Here is a 23,916-nt window from a genome sequence, read left to right as displayed (position 1 = left end):
TGATTCCTTTTTACGTTTTTATGAGCAGGCGCTTGCGGCCTTACCACCAAATTTCGGCCTGCGCGCCGAGTGCGAATTGGTCGTTCTTGCCATCTTCAAAAACCGCGGTGGTATTGTTAGCGGCCTTATCCAGGTCGATATCTTCGGCTTTAATATAAGTCGCATAAAAACGAATTTCCGGGCGCGAGGTCAGCATACTGGTATTAACTTTGAAGGTATGGAATAAGGTGGTCTTATAACCGGATTCGTTATATTTCTTGCCCGTCACATCTTTGTTCTGCTGTTTGAAGTAGCCCAATTCAACGCCGGTCTGATTATATTTATTCCAGATATATGCCGGACGAATCACAGCGCGAATAGATTCAAAGTCTGAATGGGCGCCGGTTTCATAGCTATAGACGTCATTACCAAATGAGTAGACGATCGCATTCGCCATAATGACATCATCGCGCAAATAGGTTTCCCCCTGCGAGGTTAAGCGCACGGCGGTGCCGTTGGTATGATCGCCATAATAGCGCCCATTATTGGTGGTATACGGGCTCGAACCGGCATAGCGCGAGAAGCTGCTGGCGATGGAGTTATTCGCCAGTAATAATGAGAACTCGTTAAAGCCGCCGTTATCAAATTTCTGCGTTAACGAAGTTCCCACCATCCAGGTATCTTTCCATTGGTAGTAACCTTCATTCCCCTCTTTATATTTCTCTGATGAGCTTTGATTGGCGGCGACATAGCGCCCGCTGACCATCAGCGAGGCTTTGTCCCACAGCGGAATATCTTTGTAACGCACATCCAGGGTATTGGTATTAATTTGCTGCTTATTAGTCAAAGCGCGGTCGTAATCATCAATATCTTCGCGCACCAGCGCGATATCAAATTTACCGGCGCCCACTTTCCAGTTTTCAAGCCCTACGCCAGCTGCCGCATCGGTTCTTTGTGTTTTCCAGTCCAGCATCTGGATCTCGATTTTCGGCGCACCGTGCTTACCGACCCAAAAATCCGCTTCCGGGGCAAACGGCAAAAAGCCTTTGGTGTTGACGTACATATCCGAGAACTGAAGGTAGTTTTCGCCGCCGGCGTTGTCGCCAAACCAGCCGGCAGAATATTGCTGACCCACGTTGCCATCGAGCATCACGATGGCGTCCACACGTTTGTCGCCTTCCTGAAAAACACGCTGTTTAAGCTGTAAATCAAACCAGCCGGAATACTCGTTACCCAAACGGCCAAGCGAGCCGATGGCCCACGATTTTGGCGAGCCGTGCGAGGCAGTTCCCCAGCCAGAACGGTAATAGCCGTTATAGCTAAAGCCAATTTCATCTTTCACGAATTTACTAAAATCTTTCAGCGTCATGGCGCTATAGGCTGGCTCACCGCCCTGCGCCGGCTGTTCATTTTTGACCAGTACCGCGTCTGGCTTAACGGCCGCTTGGGTCGCCGTAGGCGCTTTCGCACTCTGGCTCTTCTGGCTATTTACCGGTTGCGACCAGGCGGCCCAAACCTGGTTTCTTTTTTTCTCCTGATCCTGATATTTCTTGAGTTCTTTTTGCGTGTCCTGAAGCGCTTTTTCCAGAAGCTCCAATCGTTGTTCAACCGTAAGCTGTCCGGCAATAAGATTTGTTGAATAACAAAGCGGCGCCAGCAAAACCATCGCCGAAGCGATCATATTTCTTCTAATCATAATAATCCCTTATATAAGCATTGGCGTAAATAAAACACGTAACGAATAAATAGCGTTATGTTTTTAATAAACTGCATTAATACCATTCCACGTAACTGCAGCTTTTATTTTCATGCCGAATAAGTGGCAAAAAAAACCTGAAGGAGACCATCTGCATTAACAGATAATCCTCTTCAGGTTTTGCCCGCTCATTGCGGTAGCAACCCTTATCAGCAAACCATTCAGCGTCTAAAACAAAAAAACCTGACATCGCCGTCTGGGGCAATATCAGGTTTTGCCTGCTGTCGCAGTAACAATCCATTTTAACCATCTGAGCTTCAGCGCTCAGTCAGTGAGAAGGATTGTTACGCGAGAAAATTTAAAACTCAAATAGCCAGAGTATTAATTGTGACAATAATCGCAGCAATATTTCAGAGATGCGCAAAATCATAGTCGATTCTGATAATTTCCTTTACCAGAATCGGCCACCATGATTTTTACTCTTTCGGATCTTTACCCGCGAGTAGTTTATCCAGTTCGTCGCCGCCTACGTGACGGAAATCCTGGCCTTTAACGAAGTAGAAAATATATTCGCAGATATTCTGGCAGCGATCGCCGATACGCTCGATGGAGCGCGCGCAGAACAGCGCGGTCAGAACGCTCGGAATAGTACGTGAATCTTCCATCATATAGGTCATCAGTTGACGCACGATGCCTTCATATTCCTGATCGACTTTCTTGTCTTCGCGATAGATACGTACCGCTTCATCAAGATCCATACGCGCAAAGGCATCCAGCACATCATGCAGCATCTGTACGGTATGGCGGCCTAGCGACTCCAGGCTCACCAGCAGCGGCTGGTGCTGCTGGGAAAACTTCTCCAGCGCGGTACGGCAGATTTTATCCGCCACGTCGCCAATACGTTCCAGCTCGGCGATAGTCTTGATGATCGCCATCACCAGCCGCAGGTCGCTGGCGGTCGGCTGACGTTTAGCGATGATGCGCACGCAGGCCTCGTCGATCGCCACTTCCATCATATTGACCTGCTTATCGCCATCGATTACGCGCTTCGCCAGATCGCTGTCCTGATTGTGCATCGCGGTGATCGCATCAGAAAGCTGTTGCTCCACCAGCCCACCCATGGTCATTACCTGGGTGCGAATGTACTCCAGTTCTGCGTTGAACTGGCCGGAAATATGTTTATTAAGATTTAAGTTATCCATGATGTCTCCTGATTGCCCATCGGGTTAGCACCTGAAAGCAGAAGGGCAATCAACCGTAGCGGCCAGTAATATAATCTTCAGTTTGCTTCTTAGCGGGCTTGGTAAACAGATCGTCCGTGTTGCTGAATTCAATCAGCTCGCCAAGATACATAAATGCCGTATGGTCGGAACAACGCGCAGCCTGCTGCATGTTGTGGGTAACGATAACGACGGTGTAATCCTGCTTCAACTCGGTGATAAGCTCCTCGATGCGCCCGGTGGAGATCGGGTCCAGCGCTGAGCAAGGTTCATCGAGCAGCAGCACTTCCGGGCGAATCGCGATACCGCGGGCGATACACAGACGCTGCTGCTGACCACCGGAGAGAGAATACCCGCTCTGGTGCAGTTTATCTTTGGTTTCATTCCATAATGCGGCTTTGGTCAACGCCCACTGCACGCGCTCGTCCATATCGGCGCGCGACAGCTTCTCGAACAGGCGCACGCCGAAGGCGATGTTGTCGTAGATGGACATCGGAAACGGCGTCGGCTTCTGGAATACCATCCCCACCTTCGCGCGCAGCAGCGCGATATCCTGGGTATTGGTGAGAATATTGTCGCCATCCAGCAGAATTTCGCCTTCCGCACGCTGCTCCGGGTACAGCTCAAACATCTTGTTGAACGTACGCAGCAGAGTGGATTTACCGCAGCCTGACGGGCCGATAAACGCCGTCACCTGGTTCTTAGCGATATCCAGGTTGATGTTCTTCAGGGCATGGAATTTGCCGTAGTAGAAGTTCAGGTCACGAACTGAAATTTTACCCGGATTCGCGTTCACCATACTCATCTCAATCTCTTCCTCATTCGGCGCCGCTTAGGCCGCGCCGCAAAAATTAACCGTGTTTCTTCTTCGCGAAGACAACGCGCGCCAGAATATTCAGCAGCAAGACGCACAGGGTGATAATCAATACCCCGGCCCATGCCAGTTGCTGCCATTCCGCGAACGGACTCATGGCAAATTTAAAAATGGTCACCGGCAGGTTGGCGATCGGCTGCATCATATCGGTGCTCCAGAACTGGTTGGAGAGCGCGGTGAACAGCAGCGGCGCCGTCTCCCCGGCGATACGGGCAATGGCCAGCAGGATACCGGTCATAATGCCGGATACCGACGCCTTAAGGGTGATCGCGGAAATCATCTTCCATTTCGGCGTCCCCAGCGCATAGGCTGCTTCACGCAGGCTATCCGGCACCAGCTTCAGCATGTTTTCAGTGGTACGAATCACGATTGGCACCTGCAGCAGCGCCAGCGCGATAACGCCCGCCCAGCCGGAGAAGTGCTGCATCTGCGCCACCACGATGGTGTAGACGAACAGCCCCACGACGATAGATGGCGCGGAAAGCAGAATATCGTTAATAAAGCGGATGATTTCCGCCAGTACCGACTTTCTGCCGTACTCCGCCAGATAGATACCGGCCATGATGCCAAGCGGCGTACCAAAAACGGTCGCCCACAGGATCAGCAGGCCGCTGCCCGCCAGGGCGTTCGCCAGACCGCCGCCCGCGGTATTCGGCGGCGGCGTCATTTCGGTAAACAGCGCCAGACTCATGCCGTCGATGCCACGCGTAATGGTCGACATCAGGATCCAGATAAGCCAGAAGAGGCCAAACGCCATGGTCGCCATCGACAGGGTCAGAGCGATACGGTTCTTCAGGCGGCGCTTAGCCTGCATCTTGCGACGGGATTCTGCCAGCGCGGCGGTGGTTTGCAATTCGATCGTTGCCATTAGCGTGCCCCCTCGTTCTTAGCGAGACGCATAATCATGAACTTCGACGCGGCCAGAACGATAAAGGTGATAACGAACAGGATCAGACCCAGTTCCATCAGCGCCGCTACGTGCAGGCCGCTTTCCGCTTCCGCGAATTCATTGGCCAGCGCCGAGGTAATACTGTTGCCCGGCATATACAGTGAAGCGCTGTCGAGCTGATAGGTGTTACCGATAATAAAGGTGACGGCCATGGTTTCACCCAGCGCGCGGCCCAGGCCGAGCATGACGCCGCCAATCACCCCGTTTTTGGTGAACGGCAGCACGATGCGCCAAATTACCTCCCACGTGGTGCAGCCGATCCCATATGCGGACTCTTTCATCATCACCGGCGTCTGCTCGAAGACGTCACGCATTACGGCGGCGATATAAGGAATGATCATGATGGCCAGAATGACGCCGGCCGCCAGGATGCCGATACCGAACGCCGGGCCGGCAAACAGCGCGCCGACAAACGGGATCGTCGAAAGGACGTTGCCGACTGGTTCCTGGAAGTAAGTCGCAAACAGCGGGGCAAAAATAAACAGGCCCCACATGCCGTATACGATACTCGGGATTGCCGCCAGCAGCTCAATAGCGATACCCAGCGGGCGTTTTAGCCAGGCCGGGGAGAGTTCAGTCAGGAACAGCGCGATGCCGAAGCTCACCGGAACGGCGATCAACAACGCGATAATTGAGGTAACCAGAGTCCCGTAAATCGGTACCAGCGCACCGAAGATTTCATTCGGCGCATCCCACTCTTTGGTCCACAAAAAGGAAAAGCCAAATTTCTGAATACTTGGCCATGAAGAGATGATGAGGGAAACGATGATGCCACCCAGCATCAATAGCACAATCAGCGCAGCCAGTTTCACCAGCGCGCTGAAGATCATGTCACCCTTTTTCCCCGGAGGGTTGAATGCCGGCTTGGTTGCAGCCATAGGTTACTCTTTAAGTTCGGGCCCAAAAAGCCAGCATTTTACTGAGCTTACGGGCAAAGGTAATGCTATACCCGAAATAATTCGAGCTGCTGGAAGCTAGCCGGCAGCTCGACATTCCGCGGGTATTAGTACAGCGCTTTACCGCTGCTGTCTTTCACGTTGGTTTTCCATGCGGCGCGAACCTGCTCAACCACGCTGTCCGGCAGACTGGCGTAATCCAGCGCATTCGCTTCTTTGCCGCCGTTTTTGTATGCCCAGTCGAAGAACTTCAGCACTTCCGCGGTATTCTCCGGCTTATTGGAAGCCTTGTGGACGAGGATGAAAGTGGTTGAGGTGATCGGCCATGCATTTTCACCTTTCTGGTTAGTCAGGTCCTGAGCGAAGGACTTGCTCCAGTCGATACCTTTCGCCGCATTAGCGAAGTTATCTTCCGTCGGGCTGACCGGTTTGCCGTCAGCGGACAGCAGTTTGGTGTAGGCCAGGTTATTCTGCTTAGCGTAAGCATACTCGACGTAGCCGATAGCGCCCGGCAGACGCTGAACGAAGGCTGCGATACCGTCGTTGCCTTTACCGCCCAGGCCGGTTGGCCAGTTTACGGTAGAGCCTGCGCCAATTTTAGATTTCCACTCTTCGTTCACTTTCGCCAGATAGCTGGTGAAGACGAAGGAAGTACCGGAACCATCCGCACGGCGAACCACGGCGATGTTCTGAGCCGGCAGCTTCAGGCCAGGGTTGAGTTTAGCGATCGCTTCGTCATCCCATTTTTTGATTTTGCCCAGATAGATGTCGCCGAGGGTTTTACCATCGAGCACCAGCTCGCCGGATTTAACGCCCGGCAGGTTAACCGCCAGCACCACGCCGCCGATAACGGTCGGGAACTGGAACAGGCCTTCCTGCGCCAGTTTGTCATCAGCCAGAGGAGCATCAGAAGCACCGAAATCCACGGTGTTGGCAATAATCTGTTTAACGCCGCCAGAGGAACCGATACCCTGGTAGTTAACTTTATTGCCCGTTTCTTTCTGATAGGTATCAGCCCATTTGGCATACACCGGAGCAGGGAAAGTTGCACCTGCGCCAGTCAGGCTTGCTGCTGCGAAAGCAGAGAAAGCGCTCATCGATAAGGTCGCGGCGACAACTGTTGCGACGGTGGTACGCATAACGTTCATAATGTCTCCTGCTGGGATTCGTAAACCGTTGTTTCGAAGCTATGGTGAGCAAAATAGGACAAACAGGTGACAGTAAAATGTACGAATTATGACAGTTTTATGACATGCCAGGGCAATGTAAGACAAGCCAAAATAAAATAAATTATATCAATGAATTACGATTTTATCTTTTGGTCATATGACAGGAAGATTTGGCTTTTATTACATGATTATGGATAGCGTAAAATCATCTGGCAACGTTGAGATGTTGGGCAACTCACTCCTAAAAAGATGGTTTTTTATAAGCAATGGCGGTAACGCTATCCGCAAACACACAATCAACCGCTGATAGCTGATAAAAAAATCCGGTATCCCTTGCAGAAATACCGGATTATAGCGTCACTCACAAGAGTGTCGGTCCGTACAGCCTGATTACTCTACGGTCACCGATTTCGCCAGGTTACGCGGCTGGTCAACGTCGGTGCCTTTGATCAGCGCAACGTGATAAGCCAGCAGCTGCAGCGGCACGGTGTAGAAGATCGGCGCAATCACCTCTTCGACATGTGGCATCTCGATGATGTGCATGTTGTCGCTGCCGCTGAAACCGGCGTCTCCATCGGCGAAGACGTACAGTTCACCGCCGCGGGCGCGAACTTCTTCAATATTGGATTTTAGTTTTTCCAACAGTTCGTTGTTCGGCGCCACAACGATGACCGGCATTTCGGCATCAATCAGCGCCAGCGGGCCGTGTTTCAGCTCGCCCGCCGCATAAGCTTCAGCATGAATGTAGGAGATCTCTTTCAGCTTCAGCGCCCCTTCCAGCGCGATCGGGTACTGATCGCCGCGGCCAAGGAACAGCGCGTGATGCTTATCGGAGAAACGTTCCGCCAGCTGTTCGATGCGCTTATCCTGCGACAGCATCTGCTCGATACGGTTCGGCAGCGCCTGCAGGCCATGCACGATATCCTGCTCGATAGCCGCATCCTGGCCCTTGAGACGCGCCAGCTTCGCCACCAGCATCAACAGCACGGTCAGCTGAGTGGTAAAGGCTTTGGTCGATGCCACGCCGATTTCGGTACCGGCTTTGGTCATCAACGCCAGGTCAGACTCGCGCACCAGCGAAGAGCCCGGAACGTTGCAGATGGCCAACGAACCCAGATAGCCAAGCTCTTTAGAGAGGCGCAGCGCCGCCAGAGTATCCGCCGTCTCACCGGACTGGGAGAGGGTGATCATCAGGCTGTTGCGGCGCACCGCGGATTTGCGGTAGCGGAATTCCGAAGCAATCTCGACATCGCACGGCACGCCGGCTAACGCTTCGAACCAGTAACGGGAGACCATCCCGGAGTTATACGAGGTTCCGCAGGCAACAATCTGGATATGCTCAACCTGCGACAGCAGCGCGTTGGCATTCGGCCCCAGCTCGCTGAGATCGACCTCGCCATGGCTGATGCGCCCGGTCAGGGTGTTCTTAATCGCGTTCGGCTGCTCATAAATCTCTTTCTGCATATAGTGGCGATAAATCCCCTTATCACCGGCGTCATACTGCAGATTAGATTCGATCTCCTGGCGATTCACTTCCGCGCCGGATTTATCGAAAATCACCACCGTACGACGGGTAACTTCGGCAATATCACCCTCTTCGAGGAAGATAAAGCGGCGGGTCACCGGTAGCAGCGCCAGCTGGTCAGAAGCGATAAAGTTTTCGCCCATGCCCAGGCCAATGACCAGCGGGCTGCCTGAGCGTGCCGCCAGCAGCGTCCCCGGATCGCGGGTATCCATGATCACCGTACCATAGGCGCCGCGCAGCTGCGGGATTGCACGCAGTACGGCTTCACGCAAGGTACCGCCCTGTTCCAGCTCCCAGTGCACCAGATGCGCGATAACTTCGGTATCGGTCTCAGAGACGAAGACATAGCCGCGAGACTGCAGCAGGGCGCGCAGCGGCTCATGGTTCTCGATGATCCCGTTATGGACCACCGCAATATGTTCAGAAACATGCGGATGCGCATTGCTCTCAGACGGCTCGCCGTGCGTCGCCCAGCGGGTATGGGCAATCCCGGTACCGCCGTGTAACGGTTGCTCTTCTACCGCCTGAGCCAGCATCTGAACTTTACCGAGACGACGAACGCGGGTCATATGACCTTCGTTATCGACCACAGCCAGACCGGCAGAGTCATAGCCACGGTATTCCAGACGACGTAAACCTTCGAGAAGGATTTCAGCAATATCACGCTGCGCGACTGCGCCAACAATTCCACACATAGTTAAATTTCCTGATAATGGCGATATGCCATGCGTTGTCGCTGACCTGTATTTGCCCTTTACGGGCGCCCCGAGCCTTGTAGAGAGTGGGGTTATTTTTATGGTACTGCCTGCGGACGGGGACCTATATTGATCCTCTCATCCTGGTTTGCCGGGCGATCTCTCACCCGGCGACAATCTAATCACTACTTTTTCTTCACCGGTCGCTGCCAGCCCTGTTTGTGGACCTGCGGCACGCGACTTAGCACCAGTTCGTTGTCAGCTATATTACGCGTGACGGTGGTGCCCGCGGCAATCGTCACGCCATTACCGACGCTGACCGGCGCGACCAGTTGCGTATCAGAACCGACAAACACATCATCGCCGATGATCGTTTTATGCTTATTTGCGCCATCATAGTTACAGGTGATAGTACCCGCGCCGATATTAACGTTGTCGCCAATTTCAGCATCGCCGAGGTAGGAGAGGTGTCCTGCCTTCGAACCTTTGCCCAGACGCGCTTTCTTCATTTCGACAAAGTTGCCGACGTGAGCGCCTTCCAACAGCTCAGCCCCCGGACGCAGACGCGCAAACGGGCCGATGGTGCAGGCGGCCTGCAGCTGCGCATCTTCAACCACGCTATACGGGCTGATTTCGCAGTCATCACCGATGACGCTGTCTTTGATGACGCAGCCGGCGCCGATCTTCACGCGATCGCCCAGCACGACATGACCTTGCAGAATAACGTTAGTATCAATTTCGACATCGCGCCCGTGTTTCAGCACGCCGCGCAGATCGAAACGCGCCGGATCGCGCAGCATCACGCCCGCCAACAGCAGTTTTTCCGCCTGCTCTGACTGATACACTCTTTCCAGACGCGCAAGTTGCAGGCGATTGTTCACCCCTTCAACTTCGCTCAGGCGCTGAGGATGCACCGCAACGATCTCATGACCTTCCTGATGGGCCATCGCGATAATATCGGTGATGTAGTATTCGCCCTGGGCGTTATTGTTAGTGAGCTTCGCCAGCCAGCGTTTCAGGTCCGCGCCGTTAGCAACCAGAATCCCGGTATTGATTTCCTGAATCTGGCGCTGAGCTTCGCTGGCGTCTTTATGCTCAACGATACCTGTCACCTGGCCATTTTCACGCGTGATGCGCCCATAACCGGTTGGATCATCCAGCTTCACCGTCAACAGGCCGATACCGCCCTGCGGTTTTGCGGCGCGCAGGCGCTGTAGCGTTTCAACCGAAATCAGCGGCACATCGCCATAGAGCATCAAGATATCTTCATCATCATTGAAGAACGGCGCCGCCTGCTGCATCGCATGGCCGGTACCGAGCTGCTCTGCTTGCAGCACCCAGTTGAGGTTATCTTCATGCAGCGTTTGACGCAGCAGATCGCCGCCGTGGCCGTACACCAGGTGTACCGCGGCAGCGCCTAAATCTTTAGCCGCATCAATGACGTGTTGCACCATTGGCTTCCCGGCCAGAGTATGCAGCACCTTAGGAAGATCGGAATACATGCGGGTCCCTTTGCCTGCGGCAAGGATAACCACGCTCATCGCACTGTTTGACATACGCATCCTGACAGCTGTTAGAACGAAAAGTAAAAGCCTTTCACGTTGAAATTGCTACATATTTTTCATCATGAAACGAGACGCGGAGAAAACGTCCAGGCTCAATGCTATACACCATTTTAGGGCGCTATTTTTAACCATCGTAAAACAGTTTAACGCTGAAAAACGATGATAGTGAGGGGAAAGGCCTTCTATCTCACTGCTTTTGCTGTTTTTTTGTCACCTGAATAAAGCAGTGTTTACCGTTGTCGCTGATAAACCGTAAGTTTATAACCTGACAGAATTTTAGCCTGTCCCGGGCGGGAAAGGTCAATGAGTTTGGGCTGGAAAGTGGTTAAAGAGAGGCATAAAAAGCAAAGAGGCCACCCTCGGGTGACCTCTTTTCCGTTGTTTCACATCGCATGTGTTGTCGTTTTGATGAGCGATAGTGCGTGAAAGCAGGACGGTAGCGCGGCGATCAGAAGCTCAGGGCGCTAAATTTGGCGATGATTTTGTGGAACAGTTTCATGATGATTTCCAGATTGCAGGTGCGGTTTGATAGTGTTTTTTGTGATTTGCATCACAAAAATCAGTCTACGCTTCATCATTTAACTAATCAATAACAATTAAGGGGGAGTGTGTTTTGTCCGACGTCACCGCTGTCGTATTAAGCATAAAAAAAGCCAGTCTGTTTCCAGACTGGCTTTTAGCTTTCAAGCCGGTGTTACATCGCTTTTTTGGTCAATTCGATAACGCGCAGTTTAGCGATCGCTTTGGCCAGTTCCGCGGACGCCTGAGCGTAATCCACGTCGCCGTGAGAGCTCTTGATGTGCTCTTCCGCTTTACGTTTCGCTTCCAGGGCTCGCGCTTCGTCGAGATCCTGACCACGAATTGCCGTATCGGCCAGAACGATCACGTTGCCCGGTTGCACTTCAAGAATGCCGCCGGACAGATAGATAAACTCTTCGTGACCGAACTGTTTAACGATGCGAATCATACCAGGCTTAATGGCGGTGAGCAGCGGCGCGTGACCCGGGAAAATACCCAGCTCACCTTCGCTACCCGTTACCTGGATTTTCTCGACCAGGCCAGAGAACATCTGTTTCTCTGCGCTGACGACATCCAGGTGGTAAGTCATTGCCATATCACCCTCCGATTAAGGCGTTAAAGTTTTTTGGCTTTTTCCACGGCTTCTTCGATGGAACCGACCATGTAGAACGCCTGCTCCGGCAGGTGATCGTATTCGCCTTCCATGATGCCTTTAAAGCCACGGATGGTGTCTTTCAGCGAAACGTATTTGCCCGGGGAACCGGTAAATACTTCTGCTACGAAGAACGGCTGGGACAGGAAGCGCTGGATCTTACGAGCGCGAGCTACCACCAGTTTATCTTCTTCAGACAGTTCATCCATACCCAGGATGGCGATGATGTCTTTCAGTTCCTGATAACGCTGCAGCAGGGACTGTACGCCACGCGCGGTGTCGTAGTGTTCCTGACCAACAACCAGCGGATCCAGCTGACGGCTGGTGGAATCCAGCGGGTCAACGGCCGGGTAGATACCCAGAGACGCGATCTGACGGCTCAGTACCACGGTTGCGTCAAGGTGCGCAAAGGTGGTTGCTGGGGATGGGTCAGTCAAGTCATCCGCAGGTACGTATACCGCCTGAACGGAGGTGATAGAACCGGTTTTGGTGGAGGTGATACGTTCCTGCAGAACGCCCATCTCTTCCGCCAGAGTCGGCTGATAACCTACCGCTGAAGGCATACGGCCCAGCAGTGCAGATACTTCAGTACCGGCCAGGGTGTAACGATAGATGTTATCGACGAACAGCAGAACGTCACGACCTTCGTCACGGAATTTCTCAGCCATGGTCAGGCCGGTCAGCGCAACGCGCAGACGGTTTCCCGGCGGCTCGTTCATCTGGCCGTAAACCAGGGATACTTTATCCAGAACGTTGGAATCGGTCATTTCGTGGTAGAAGTCGTTACCCTCACGAGTACGCTCACCAACGCCCGCAAACACGGAGTAACCGGAGTGCTCGATCGCGATGTTACGAATCAGCTCCATCATGTTTACGGTTTTACCTACACCCGCACCACCGAACAGACCAACTTTACCGCCCTTAGCGAACGGACACATCAAGTCGATAACTTTGATGCCGGTTTCCAGCAGTTCCTGAGAGCTGGACAGCTCTTCATAGGAAGGCGCCGCGCGGTGGATAGCCCAACGTTCTTCTTCGCCGATGTCGCCTTTCATATCGATCGGCTGACCCAGGACGTTCATGATACGGCCCAGAGTCGCTTTACCTACCGGGACTTCGATCGGGTGCTCAAGGTCTTTAACTTCCAGACCACGACGCAGACCGTCGGAAGAACCCATGGCGATAGCACGAACTACGCCACCGCCGAGCTGCTGCTGAACTTCCAGCACCAGGCTCTCATTACCATTCTGTACCTCAAGGGCATCGTACACGCGTGGTACGGCATCCTGAGGGAACTCGACGTCGACCACGGCGCCGATTACCTGGACAATCTTTCCAGTAGCCATCTTAAATCCTCTACGAAATAACCTGGTTAAACCGCGGCGGCCCCCGAGACGATCTCGGTGAGTTCCTGAGTAATGCTGGCCTGACGAGCTTTGTTGTATACCAACTGCAGCTCTTTAATCAGGCTGCCGCCATTATCGGTCGCGGCTTTCATCGCCACCATACGGGCGGCCTGCTCGCTGGCCAGGTTTTCTACCACGCCCTGATAAACCTGAGACTCCACATAACGACGCAGGAGGGTATCCAGCAGCGCTTTCGGATCGGGCTCATACAGGTAATCCCAGGACTTACGTTTCAGATCATCATCTTCTGAAGCCGGTAACGGCAGCAGCTGAGTGATGGTCGGAGCCTGAGACATGGTGTTAATAAATTTGTTGCTGACAACGTAAAGCTTGTCCAGACGGCCTTCATCGTAGGCCTGCAACATCACTTTTACCGGGCCGATCAGTTCGGACAGGGACGGGTTATCACCCATACCGGTCACCTGGGCCACAATATTGCCGCCCACGGAGTTAAAGAAAGACACGCCTTTAGAGCCGATCATTGCGAGGTCGCACTGAACGCCTTTATCGGACCATGCTTTCATATCCGCCAGCAGTTTTTTGAACAGGTTAATGTTCAAGCCACCGCACAGACCACGGTCGGTCGACACCACCAGGTAGCCCACGCGTTTAACGTCGCGTTCTTCCAGGTATGGGTGCTTATATTCCAGATTACCGTTCGCAAGGTGACCAATCACTTTGCGCATAGTATCTGCATATGGACGGCTGGCCGCCATGCGATCCTGCGTTTTACGCATTTTGGAGGCGGCGACCATCTCCATCGCTTTGGTGATCTTTTGCGTGTTCTGGACGCTTGCGATCTTACTACGTATCTCTTTTGCGCCGGCCATGAGCTTCTCCTCAATGCCTTGCGGCCTGCCCTAAGGCAAGCCGCCAGACTTTACCAGGACTGGGTTGCTTTGAAGGAGTCGAGGATGCCTTTCAGCTTGCCTTCGATCTCGTCGTTATAGCCACCGGTCTGGTTAATCTCTTGCATCAGCGGAGCGTGGTCACGGTCAACGTAAGCCAGCAGAGCGGCTTCGAAGCTACCGATTTTCGCCAGTTCCACATCTTCGAGGTAACCGCGTTCAGCAGCGAACAGTACCAGGCCCTGCTGTGCTACAGACATAGGGGCATACTGTTTCTGTTTCAGCAGTTCGGTCACTTTCTGACCGTGGCTCAGCTGCTTACGAGTCGCTTCGTCCAGATCGGATGCGAACTGAGAGAACGCAGCCAGTTCACGATACTGCGCCAGCGCGGTACGGATACCACCGGACAGTTTCTTGATGATCTTGGTCTGAGCAGCACCACCAACACGGGATACGGAGATACCCGGGTTAACCGCCGGGCGAATACCGGAGTTGAACAGGTTGGTTTCCAGGAAGATCTGACCATCGGTAATGGAAATTACGTTGGTCGGAACGAATGCGGAAACGTCACCCGCTTGCGTCTCGATAATCGGCAGCGCAGTCAGGGAGCCGGTTTTACCTTTAACTTCACCATTGGTGAACTTCTCAACGTATTCCGCGTTAACGCGGGATGCGCGCTCCAGCAGACGGGAGTGGAGGTAGAACACGTCGCCCGGGAATGCTTCACGTCCTGGCGGACGACGGAGCAGCAGGGAAACCTGACGGTAAGCAACAGCCTGTTTAGACAGGTCATCGTAAACGATCAGCGCATCTTCACCGCGGTCGCGGAAGTATTCGCCCATTGCGCAACCGGCATACGGCGCCAGGTATTGCAGCGCAGCAGATTCAGAAGCGGTCGCCACAACAACGATAGTGTTGGACAGCGCGCCGTGCTCTTCCAGTTTACGCACCACGTTAGAGATGGTGGACGCTTTCTGGCCGATAGCTACGTATACGCATTTGATGCCGGAATCACGCTGGTTGATGATCGCATCGATTGCCATCGCGGTTTTACCGGTCTGACGGTCACCGATGATCAGCTCACGCTGGCCACGGCCGATTGGAATCATGGCATCAACAGATTTGTAACCGGTCTGTACCGGCTGGTCTACGGATTGACGATCGATAACGCCCGGAGCGATAACTTCGATTGGCGAGAAACCATCGTGCTCAACAGGACCTTTACCGTCAATTGGCGCACCCAGGGTGTTCACTACGCGGCCTAACAGACCACGACCGACCGGAACTTCCAGAATACGGCCAGTACACTTAACCTTCATGCCTTCGGCGAGGTCAGCATACGGACCCATCACAACCGCACCAACGGAGTCGCGCTCCAGGTTCAGTGCGATAGCGTAACGGTTACCCGGCAGGGAGATCATTTCACCCTGCATACAATCGGCCAGGCCGTGGATGCGGATAACACCGTCACTTACAGAAACAATAGTACCTTCGTTGTGAGCTTCACTCACAACATTGAACTGAGCAATGCGCTGCTTGATCAGTTCGCTGATTTCGGTGGAATTCAGTTGCATGCTCCAGTCCCCTTAAGACTGCAAGACGTCTGCCAGGCGATCAAGACGGCCGCGTACGCTACCATCAATGACCATATCACCCGAGCGGATGATAACTCCTGCCATAACAGACTTATCGATTTTGCAATTCAGCTTAACTTTGCGTGACAGACGCTTTTCCATCGCGCCGGAGATCTTCGCAAGCTGTTCTTCACTCAGTTGGTTGGCAGAAATAACATCTACCTCTGCGATGGCCTCGCTGGCCGCACGCAGGTGAATGAACTGCTCAAGAACATCCGGGAGCACCTTCAGACGACCATTTTCAGCCATCACCCGAATCAGGTTCTGACCGTTTTCGTCAAGTTGCTCGCCGCAGATAGCGATAAACGCATCTGAGAGCGTTTCCGGCGCCAGGGCACCGGAGAGAAGCTCTGCCATTTGTTCGTTTTTAGTCACTTCAGCGGCAAACGCCAGCATATCCTGCCAGCGCTCAACACTTTTGTGTTCGACGGCAAAGTCAAAAGCTGCTTTGGCGTAGGGGCGAGCTACCGTTACAAATTCAGACATCAGCCCCTCCCTCCTTACAGTTCAGCGACAAGTTTATCCACGATGTCGCTGTTAGCAGCTTCATCCACGGAACGTTCGATGATCTTCTCGGCGCCAGCAACAGCCAGGATAGCAACCTGCTTACGCAGTTCTTCGCGAGCACGTTTACGTTCGGCATCGATTTCAGCCTGCGCCTGTGCGACGATTTTGGTGCGTTCCTGTTCTGCTTCAGCTTTAGCTTCGTCCAGAATCTGAGAGCGACGCTTGTTCGCTTGCTCGATGATTACCTGGGCTTCCGCTTTCGCTTTTTTCAGCTGGTCGGTCGCGTTGGCCTGTGCAAGGTCCAAATCTTTCTTAGCGCGTTCTGCAGAAGCTAAACCGTCAGAAATTTCTTTCTGGCGCTTTTCGATGGCAGCCATTAACGGCGGCCATACGTACTTCATGCAGAACCATACGAAGATAACAAACGCGATGGCCTGGCCGAGGATTGTTGCGTTCATGTTCACAGCACAATACCTCTTAAATTAACTCTGTGGCTTAGGTTTCTTTCGAACAACTTACTACGCGACAGCAAACATCACGTACAGACCCAGACCTACAGCGATCATCGGGATAGCATCCACCAGACCCATAACGATAAAGAACTGAGTACGCAGCAGAGGAATCAGATCCGGTTGACGCGCTGCGCCTTCCAGGAATTTACCCCCGAGGATGCCGATACCGATCGCAGCACCGATTGCCGCCAGACCCATCATCACAGCGGCAGCCATGTACAGCAGATCCATATTCAGGTTTTCCATGACAGTCTCCAGTTTGTTTCAGTTAAAACGTAGTAGTGTTGGTAAAAATCAATGCTCTTCGGATGCCATCGACAGATAGACAATCGTCAGAACCATGAAGATGAAGGCTTGCAGCGTAATAATCAGGATGTGGAAAATGGCCCAAGGCACATTCAGAATCCACTGTGACCACCACGGCAACAGACCAGCAATCAGAATGAAAATCAGCTCACCGGCATACATGTTGCCGAACAGTCGCAGACCGAGAGAAACCGGTTTGGACAGCAGGCTTACCCCTTCAAGGATTAAGTTGACAGGAATGAACGCCCAGTGATTGAACGGCTGCATGGTCAGTTCTTTAACGAACCCACCAACGCCTTTCATTTTGATGCTGTAGAAAATAATCAGGATGAACACGCCAAGCGCCATTGACAGGGTGATGTTCACGTCAGCAGACGGAACCACGCGCAGTGCAGGCAGGCCGAAAATGTGTTCGCCGATATAAGGAATCAGGTCGATTGGCAGCAGGTCCATCAGGTTCATCAGGAATACCCAGACGAACACGGTAAGCGCCAGCGGCGCGATGACCTTGCTCTTGCCATGGTACATGTCTTTGACGCTGCCATGGACGAAGCCGATGATCATTTCGATGAAGGTTTGGAATTTCCCTGGTACGCCGCTGGTCGCTCTCTTAGCAACGCTACGGAACATGGCAAGGAACAGCAGACCGAGAACCACCGAGAAAAACATGGAGTCAATATTGAGCGTCCAGAAGGTGGCTGGGGGGTTGTGCGGATCCACCAGCGAGAATGTACGTAGGTCCAACTGAAGGTTATTCAGATGGTGTCCTATGTAATCCTGCGGCGTCATATTTTCTGAAGCCATGATGCCTTTTACCCTTTGTTGTTAATTACAGCTGGAGCCAGAATTTGTACCACCAGCACCAAAACCCACGTCACTATCAGCGGCAAAAATACCACTTCAAAAACCGCCAGCGCCATCGCCAGTAGGGCGAAGGTCAGCAACACCTTGAATGCTTCACCGAAGGCGAAGGTCCAGGCCACTCGGCCTTGTGCTGGTGTATGCGCCTGATGGCGCCAGGCAAAAATCATAAACAACGCGTTTGGCAAAACAACTGCCAAACCTCCGCATATGGCGGAGATGCCCCAGAAGGGGTCTTTGAGGCTGAACAGCAGTCCACTTGCTATTACTGCCAGTAACTGAATAAACAGAAGCTTTCGAGCAACGTTTCGACTCACGAGCGACATAGACATCACGTTTTTACTCCTGCTCCCTTCGAGGTATGCCGCGTGTCGTATAAAACGTTCTTTAAGACCAAGAGTCAAGCGTCAAAAAGCGGACAAATTATACGGTGACAACACGTGATTTCAAACATTAAGTAGCAAAATAGTGAATAAATGTTTAATTATTTTCTGAGCGGCAATTTTTCATGCATTTCGTCAATCAGTGAGGGATCAACCAGAAGTGCAAATAATGAGAAAACGCGGCCATTAAAGCGTGCATCAGATCACATAATAAACATTTTCGGCGCAATCGAATTAAATCTGTACAGAATCAGTAAGTTTTCATCTTTTTGATATTCAAGATAAAAAGTGAGGTCTTTTTGTAAAACAACCCCACATACAATAAAAACCTTTTATTGACATTTATAATAAAAATTTAACATCAATATGAACTGACAGTTCATCGATTTTTAGCACCCTGATATTTTCAAAGTTGACTATTCTGCCAGTAAACCACCACGCTAAAGTTAAACACTAGAAAAGCCATAGTAAAAACAAGGTTAAAAGTGGCCAGATAATACCCGCAGGTAACTTTGATTTTTGTAACATGCGCAGGCCACATTTTTTCCACATTTTTTGATAAAAATTATAAGGCGTTTGGCTTAATGACCACCAAATGTCTCTCCCCTTCCAACTGGGGTACATGCAGTTTAATCACGTCGCAAACCTGGTAACCTTCTGGCAGGTCTGCCATTTCACTTTCCTGCGCCTGCCCTTTCAACGCGTAGAAATGCCCATCTGCCGCCGGCAGGTGGTGGCACCAGCTCACCATGTCGTTCAGCGAAGCAAAAGCGCGGCTAATGACGCCATCAAACGGCGGCTCGGCGGGAAACGCTTCCACACGGCTCTGCACGGGGGTGATGTTATCCAGTTTTAGCTCATGCTGGACCTGGCGCAGGAAGCGCACACGCTTGCCAAGGCTATCCAGTAATGTGAAATGAGATTCCGGGCGCACGATAGCCAGCGGAATACCCGGCAGGCCCGGGCCGGTTCCCACATCGATAAAGCGGGAGCCCTGTAGATATGGCGCAACGATAATGCTATCGAGGATATGGCGAACCAGCATCTCGTTAGGATCGCGAACAGAGGTCAGGTTATAGGCTTTGTTCCACTTATCCAGCAGCCCGACATACGCCACCAGCTGGTTTTTCTGGTGATCGGTGAGCGAAATACCCGCTTCATCCAGTAGACGAGAAAGTTTGTTGAGCACGGTGAGTACCTTCTAAAAATAATGAGCCCGGAGGCGCTAACGCTTACCGGGCTGTGAATTATAAAGGCGAACGCTGATTTTGCATCCGCCAAATTAACGCGCTCTGACGATTATCAGGCGCTGCGGCGCAGCATCCCCTGCTTTTTCAGCCACACCAGCAAAATAGAAATTGCCGCCGGGGTAATCCCGGAAATACGCGATGCCTGGCCGATCGATGACGGTTTATGGTCGTTCAGCTTGGCAATAACCTCGTTGGACAGGCCGGATACCTGACGGTAATCGAGCGTTGCCGGCAGCAAAGTATTCTCGTTGCGCTGCTGCTTTTCGATTTCGTCCTGCTGACGAGCGATATAGCCTTCGTACTTAACCTGAATCTCAACCTGCTCTGCCGCCTGTTGATCCTGCAGGCCCGGCGCGAACGGAGAAAGCTGAACCAGCTGTTCGTAGGTCATTTCCGGACGACGCAGCAGATCTTCGCCGCTGGCTTCACGCGATAGCGGTGCGGTCAGGTGAGCGTTCACTTCGGCAGCGCTTTCCGCCAGCGGGTTGACCCAGCTGGTTTTCAGGCGTTGGCGTTCACGCTCAATGCTTTCCAGTTTCTCGTTGAAACGCGCCCAGCGCTCATCGTCCACCAGCCCCAGCTCACGCCCCTGTTCGGTCAGGCGCAGATCGGCGTTGTCTTCACGCAGCATCAAGCGATATTCCGCACGGGAGGTAAACATGCGGTACGGTTCCTTGGTGCCAAGTGTGCACAGATCGTCCACCAACACGCCAAGGTAGGCCTGATCGCGACGCGGCGCCCAACCCTCTTTTTCCGCTGAGAAGCGGGCGGCATTAAGACCGGCAAGCAAACCCTGCGCGGCGGCTTCTTCATAGCCGGTAGTGCCGTTAATCTGGCCGGCGAAGAACAGACCCTGAATGTATTTGCTCTCCAGCGTCGGCTTCAGGTCACGCGGGTCAAAGAAATCGTACTCAATGGCATAGCCAGGGCGAACGATCTTCGCGTTTTCCATCCCCTGCATTGAGCGGACGATTTGCATTTGCACATCAAACGGCAGGCTGGTGGAGATACCGTTTGGATAAATTTCGTTTGAAGTCAGCCCTTCTGGTTCAAGGAAGATCTGATGCTGGTTGCGATCGGCAAAGCGCATGACTTTGTCTTCGATCGACGGGCAGTAACGTGGGCCGATACCTTCAATCACCCCGGCGTACATTGGGCTGCGATCGAGGTTGCTGCGGATCACATCATGGGTTTTCTCGTTGGTGTGCGTGATATAGCACGGTACCTGGCGCGGATGTTGATCCGCGGATCCCATAAACGAGAAGACCGGCATCGGATTATCGCCGTGCTGTTGCGCCAGCACGCTAAAATCGATGGTGCGTGCGTCAATACGCGGCGGAGTACCCGTTTTCAGGCGGCTTACGCGCAGCGGCAGTTCACGCAGACGGCGAGACAGTGGGATCGACGGCGGATCGCCAGCGCGACCGCCGCTGTAGTTGTCCAGCCCAATGTGGATTTTGCCATCCAGGAAGGTGCCGACGGTTAGTACCACCGACTTAGCGCGGAACTTGAGGCCCATTTGGGTCACCGCGCCGACGACACGATCGTTTTCGACAATCAGATCTTCTACCGCCTGCTGGAAGATCATCAGGTTCGGCTGGTTCTCCAGCGCGGTGCGTACCGCCTGGCGATACAGCACGCGGTCGGCCTGGGCGCGGGTAGCGCGGACAGCTGGGCCTTTGCTACCGTTTAGTATCCTAAACTGAATACCTGCCTGATCGATCGCTTTCGCCATCAGACCACCGAGCGCGTCCACTTCTTTTACCAGGTGTCCCTTCCCAATGCCGCCAATCGCCGGGTTGCAGCTCATCTGCCCCAGCGTGTCGATATTGTGTGTCAAAAGCAGGGTTTGTTGGCCCATTCGCGCTGCTGCCATCGCGGCCTCAGTGCCTGCATGACCCCCGCCAATGATGATGACGTCAAAAGGATCCTGATAAAACATGGTGATCTGCCTCGCATAACGCGGTTTGAAAATGGATTGAAGCCCGGGCCGTGGATTCTACTCAACTTTGCTCTTTCGAGAAAGGGGCCGGGATCCTGAGTATTAAAAAGAAGATCTTTTATTTAGAGATCTGTTCTATTGTGATCTCTTATTAGGATCGACTCTCTATGTGGATAAGTCGGATCCACGATTTAAGATCAAACGCTTAAGAAGGATCACAATCTGTGAATGATCGGTGATCCTGTTCCGTATAAGCTGGGATCAGAATGAAGGGTTATGCACAGCTCAAAAAGCATACTCCGGTTATTCTTTGGATAACTACCGGTTGATCCAAGCTTTTGAGCAGGGTTATCCACAGAAGAAGCTGCGGATCTTTACAAAACTCAGAGTAAATCTTTCCAGGATCCCACCCAAACCTCGGCCGGATCTTCAGGAATCTCGTGTTCGAGGACATTAATTTTCAGCGTTTCACCGATCTGTTTTGCCCCGTTGGCCTTTAATGCCGCTTCGAGTTTGTCGATTGCGCCGCAAAAAGTGTCATATTCGCGGCTACCGATACCCACCGCGCCAAAGCGAACGGCAGAAAGATCGGCCTGCTTCTCCAGCAACGCTTCATAAAAGGGGACCAGGTTGTCCGGAATATCGCCGGCGCCATGGGTAGAAGAGATAACTAACCAGATCCCTTCAGCCTGCAGATCGTCAACCAGCGGACCGTGCTGGATATCAGTGCTGTAGCCCGCTTCTTCCAGCTTTTCTGCCAGATGTTCTGCTACATATTCCGCACTGCCCAGGGTGCTGCCGCTGATAAGTGTAATGTCTGCCATGATCGCCGATCGCTCGCTCAACTATTCTGAGTGGCGTATTGTACGCTGTGAGCGAGCTGGGATCTACCTGTGGAAAAATGTGGGATTAAAAAAAACGATCAGGGCTTGATAGTACGCATGATCGGGTTTTGCAGCACGATCAGGGTTTCAGTGGACTGAATTTCATCGATTGTTTGGATCTTGTTGATAAGTACCTGCTGCAGGGCATCGATAGATTTACACATCACCTTAATAAAGATGCTGTAGTGGCCGGTGGTGTAGTAAGCCTCTGTCACCTCTTCCAGGCTCTCCAGCCGGGCGAGGGCGGAAGGATAGTCTTTAGCGCTCTTAAGAATGATGCCGATAAAACAGCCGACGTCATAACCGAGCTGTTTCGGGCTAACGTCAATTCGCGCGCCGGTAATAATGCCCGCCTGTTTCATTTTCTCTACGCGTACGTGAATCGTACCTGGACTCACGCCGAACTGTTTGGCCAGTTCGGCGTAAGCGGTGCGCGCATTCGCCATTAGGGCATCAAGAATGCCGCGGTCCAGATTGTCGATCTGATAATTTTCCATTGTTTTTTCTTATGATGTTTGATGATTCTTTCTATTTTAGCTTTTTAATTTAATGAATCAAAACTCAAGGCGTCTTTTTATTGATTGATTATTGAATTCAGTGCCATTTCTGTTGCTTAATCAATATCAACAGGACGCAGGAGTAATAAAAAATGAAAACCGCATACATCGCAAAACAACGCCAGATTAGTTTCGTTAAATCCCATTTTTCCCGTCAGCTGGAAGAGAAGCTTGGCCTGATTGAAGTGCAGGCGCCGATCTTAAGCCGCGTAGGAGATGGGACGCAGGACAACTTGTCCGGCTGCGAGAAAGCGGTTCAGGTAAAAGTGAAAACACTGCCAGACGCCCAATTCGAAGTGGTTCATTCACTGGCGAAGTGGAAGCGTCAAACCCTGGGACAACACGACTTCAGCGCGGGCGAAGGGCTGTACACGCACATGAAGGCCCTTCGCCCCGATGAAGACCGCCTCACCCCAATTCACTCTGTTTACGTTGACCAGTGGGACTGGGAACGCGTCATGGGCGACGGCGAACGCCATACTGGCACGTTGAAAGCGACCGTTGAGGCGATCTACGCCGGGATCAAAGCCACCGAGCTGGCGGTAAGTCAGGAATTTGGTCTGACGCCATTCCTGCCGGAACAGATCCACTTTATTCACAGTCAGGAGCTGCTGAGCCGTTATCCGGGTCTGGATGCCAAAGGCCGCGAGCGGGCGATCGCTAAAGAGCTTGGCGCCGTCTTCTTAATCGGTATCGGCGGTAAACTGTCTGACGGCAAGCGCCACGATGTTCGCGCGCCGGATTACGATGACTGGAGCTCGCCATCGGCGGAAGGTTTTGCCGGCCTGAACGGCGATATCCTGGTGTGGAACCCGGTGCTGGAAGACGCTTTTGAGCTTTCCTCTATGGGGATCCGCGTTGACGCCGAGGCGCTGAAGCGCCAGTTGGCGGTGACCGGCGATGAAGACCGTCTGCAGCTTGAATGGCACCAGGCGCTGCTGCGCGGCGAGATGCCGCAGACCATTGGCGGCGGTATTGGCCAGTCGCGTTTAACCATGCTGTTGCTACAGCTTGACCATATCGGCCAGGTACAGTGCGGCGTATGGCCCACGCAGGTGCGTGAAAGCGTCGCCGCTCTGTTGTAAAG

At 52.7% G+C, this 23,916-nt stretch carries 22 protein-coding genes; 1 reads left to right on the top strand and 21 read right to left on the bottom strand.

The features are described from left to right. Window positions 1-40: 40 nt before the first annotated feature. The 21 genes from AC2CGP_RS07170 to asnC all read right to left on the bottom strand — a co-directional run bounded on the left by AC2CGP_RS07170 (window position 41) and on the right by asnC (window position 22,769). Window positions 41-1,675: a carbohydrate porin gene (locus AC2CGP_RS07170; protein ID WP_059444187.1), complete on the bottom strand. Its 1,635-nt coding sequence runs from the start codon at window positions 1,673-1,675 to the stop codon at window positions 41-43. Between the two features lie 476 nt (window positions 1,676-2,151). Further along, complete coding sequence (phoU, locus tag AC2CGP_RS07165) at window positions 2,152-2,877, bottom strand: phosphate signaling complex protein PhoU (RefSeq protein WP_004145007.1); 726 nt, start codon at window positions 2,875-2,877, stop codon at window positions 2,152-2,154. Between the two features lie 49 nt (window positions 2,878-2,926). Then, window positions 2,927-3,700: a phosphate ABC transporter ATP-binding protein PstB gene (gene pstB, locus AC2CGP_RS07160; RefSeq protein WP_015369015.1), complete on the bottom strand. Its 774-nt coding sequence runs from the start codon at window positions 3,698-3,700 to the stop codon at window positions 2,927-2,929. 46 nt (window positions 3,701-3,746) lie between these two features. Continuing rightward, window positions 3,747-4,637: a phosphate ABC transporter permease PstA gene (pstA, locus tag AC2CGP_RS07155; protein ID WP_015369014.1), complete on the bottom strand. Its 891-nt coding sequence runs from the start codon at window positions 4,635-4,637 to the stop codon at window positions 3,747-3,749. Further along, entirely contained in the window at window positions 4,637-5,596 is a 960-nt protein-coding gene (gene pstC, locus AC2CGP_RS07150; RefSeq protein WP_015703914.1) for a phosphate ABC transporter permease PstC, read from the bottom strand. The genes pstA and pstC overlap by 1 nt, the downstream gene beginning before the upstream one ends. A gap of 125 nt (window positions 5,597-5,721) precedes the next feature. Continuing rightward, window positions 5,722-6,762, bottom strand: coding sequence for a phosphate ABC transporter substrate-binding protein PstS (pstS, locus tag AC2CGP_RS07145; RefSeq protein WP_015369012.1), 1,041 nt, complete (start codon window positions 6,760-6,762; stop codon window positions 5,722-5,724). A 411-nt stretch (window positions 6,763-7,173) separates the two neighbouring features. Further along, complete coding sequence (gene glmS, locus AC2CGP_RS07140) at window positions 7,174-9,003, bottom strand: glutamine--fructose-6-phosphate transaminase (isomerizing) (RefSeq protein ID WP_015703916.1); 1,830 nt, start codon at window positions 9,001-9,003, stop codon at window positions 7,174-7,176. 185 nt (window positions 9,004-9,188) lie between these two features. Beyond that, complete coding sequence (gene glmU, locus AC2CGP_RS07135) at window positions 9,189-10,559, bottom strand: bifunctional UDP-N-acetylglucosamine diphosphorylase/glucosamine-1-phosphate N-acetyltransferase GlmU (protein WP_015369010.1); 1,371 nt, start codon at window positions 10,557-10,559, stop codon at window positions 9,189-9,191. A 703-nt stretch (window positions 10,560-11,262) separates the two neighbouring features. Continuing rightward, a complete protein-coding gene (locus AC2CGP_RS07130) occupies window positions 11,263-11,682 on the bottom strand; it encodes a F0F1 ATP synthase subunit epsilon (RefSeq protein ID WP_015703917.1) in 420 nt (139 codons plus the stop codon). A 20-nt stretch (window positions 11,683-11,702) separates the two neighbouring features. Further along, window positions 11,703-13,085, bottom strand: coding sequence for a F0F1 ATP synthase subunit beta (gene atpD, locus AC2CGP_RS07125; RefSeq protein WP_015369008.1), 1,383 nt, complete (start codon window positions 13,083-13,085; stop codon window positions 11,703-11,705). A gap of 26 nt (window positions 13,086-13,111) precedes the next feature. Beyond that, window positions 13,112-13,975, bottom strand: coding sequence for a F0F1 ATP synthase subunit gamma (atpG, locus tag AC2CGP_RS07120; protein WP_015369007.1), 864 nt, complete (start codon window positions 13,973-13,975; stop codon window positions 13,112-13,114). 50 nt (window positions 13,976-14,025) lie between these two features. After that, window positions 14,026-15,567 (bottom strand): F0F1 ATP synthase subunit alpha, encoded by a 1,542-nt coding sequence (gene atpA / locus AC2CGP_RS07115; protein ID WP_015369006.1) that lies wholly within the window; start codon window positions 15,565-15,567, stop codon window positions 14,026-14,028. 12 nt (window positions 15,568-15,579) lie between these two features. Further along, window positions 15,580-16,113 carry a F0F1 ATP synthase subunit delta gene (atpH, locus tag AC2CGP_RS07110; protein WP_015369005.1) on the bottom strand — a complete coding sequence of 178 codons (534 nt, stop codon included), beginning with the start codon at window positions 16,111-16,113 and terminating at the stop codon, window positions 15,580-15,582. A gap of 14 nt (window positions 16,114-16,127) precedes the next feature. Continuing rightward, window positions 16,128-16,598: a F0F1 ATP synthase subunit B gene (gene atpF / locus AC2CGP_RS07105; protein WP_004107293.1), complete on the bottom strand. Its 471-nt coding sequence runs from the start codon at window positions 16,596-16,598 to the stop codon at window positions 16,128-16,130. Between the two features lie 54 nt (window positions 16,599-16,652). Continuing rightward, the gene (atpE, locus tag AC2CGP_RS07100) at window positions 16,653-16,892 is read right to left on the bottom strand and encodes a F0F1 ATP synthase subunit C (protein WP_000429386.1); all 240 of its coding nucleotides are present in this window, start codon (window positions 16,890-16,892) and stop codon (window positions 16,653-16,655) included. A 48-nt stretch (window positions 16,893-16,940) separates the two neighbouring features. Further along, window positions 16,941-17,756: a F0F1 ATP synthase subunit A gene (gene atpB / locus AC2CGP_RS07095; RefSeq protein ID WP_015369004.1), complete on the bottom strand. Its 816-nt coding sequence runs from the start codon at window positions 17,754-17,756 to the stop codon at window positions 16,941-16,943. A gap of 8 nt (window positions 17,757-17,764) precedes the next feature. Then, entirely contained in the window at window positions 17,765-18,145 is a 381-nt protein-coding gene (atpI, locus tag AC2CGP_RS07090; RefSeq protein WP_015703918.1) for a F0F1 ATP synthase subunit I, read from the bottom strand. A 616-nt stretch (window positions 18,146-18,761) separates the two neighbouring features. Next, on the bottom strand, window positions 18,762-19,385 hold the full coding sequence (gene rsmG, locus AC2CGP_RS07085; protein ID WP_015369001.1) for a 16S rRNA (guanine(527)-N(7))-methyltransferase RsmG: 624 nt from the start codon (window positions 19,383-19,385) through the stop codon (window positions 18,762-18,764). Window positions 19,386-19,498: 113 nt separating this feature from the next. After that, a complete protein-coding gene (mnmG, locus tag AC2CGP_RS07080) occupies window positions 19,499-21,388 on the bottom strand; it encodes a tRNA uridine-5-carboxymethylaminomethyl(34) synthesis enzyme MnmG (RefSeq protein ID WP_015369000.1) in 1,890 nt (629 codons plus the stop codon). A 383-nt stretch (window positions 21,389-21,771) separates the two neighbouring features. Beyond that, the gene (gene mioC / locus AC2CGP_RS07075; RefSeq protein ID WP_015368999.1) at window positions 21,772-22,212 is read right to left on the bottom strand and encodes an FMN-binding protein MioC; all 441 of its coding nucleotides are present in this window, start codon (window positions 22,210-22,212) and stop codon (window positions 21,772-21,774) included. 98 nt (window positions 22,213-22,310) lie between these two features. Next, on the bottom strand, window positions 22,311-22,769 hold the full coding sequence (gene asnC / locus AC2CGP_RS07070; RefSeq protein ID WP_015368998.1) for a transcriptional regulator AsnC: 459 nt from the start codon (window positions 22,767-22,769) through the stop codon (window positions 22,311-22,313). A gap of 152 nt (window positions 22,770-22,921) precedes the next feature. Between asnC and asnA the strand changes: the two genes are divergently transcribed. Continuing rightward, window positions 22,922-23,914: an aspartate--ammonia ligase gene (gene asnA / locus AC2CGP_RS07065; protein WP_015368997.1), complete on the top strand. Its 993-nt coding sequence runs from the start codon at window positions 22,922-22,924 to the stop codon at window positions 23,912-23,914. Window positions 23,915-23,916: the final 2 nt, after the last annotated feature.

The sequence above is a fragment of the Klebsiella sp. SYXHC3 genome (assembly GCF_057196925.1).
This window is presented reverse-complemented; position numbering and strand designations above follow the sequence as displayed.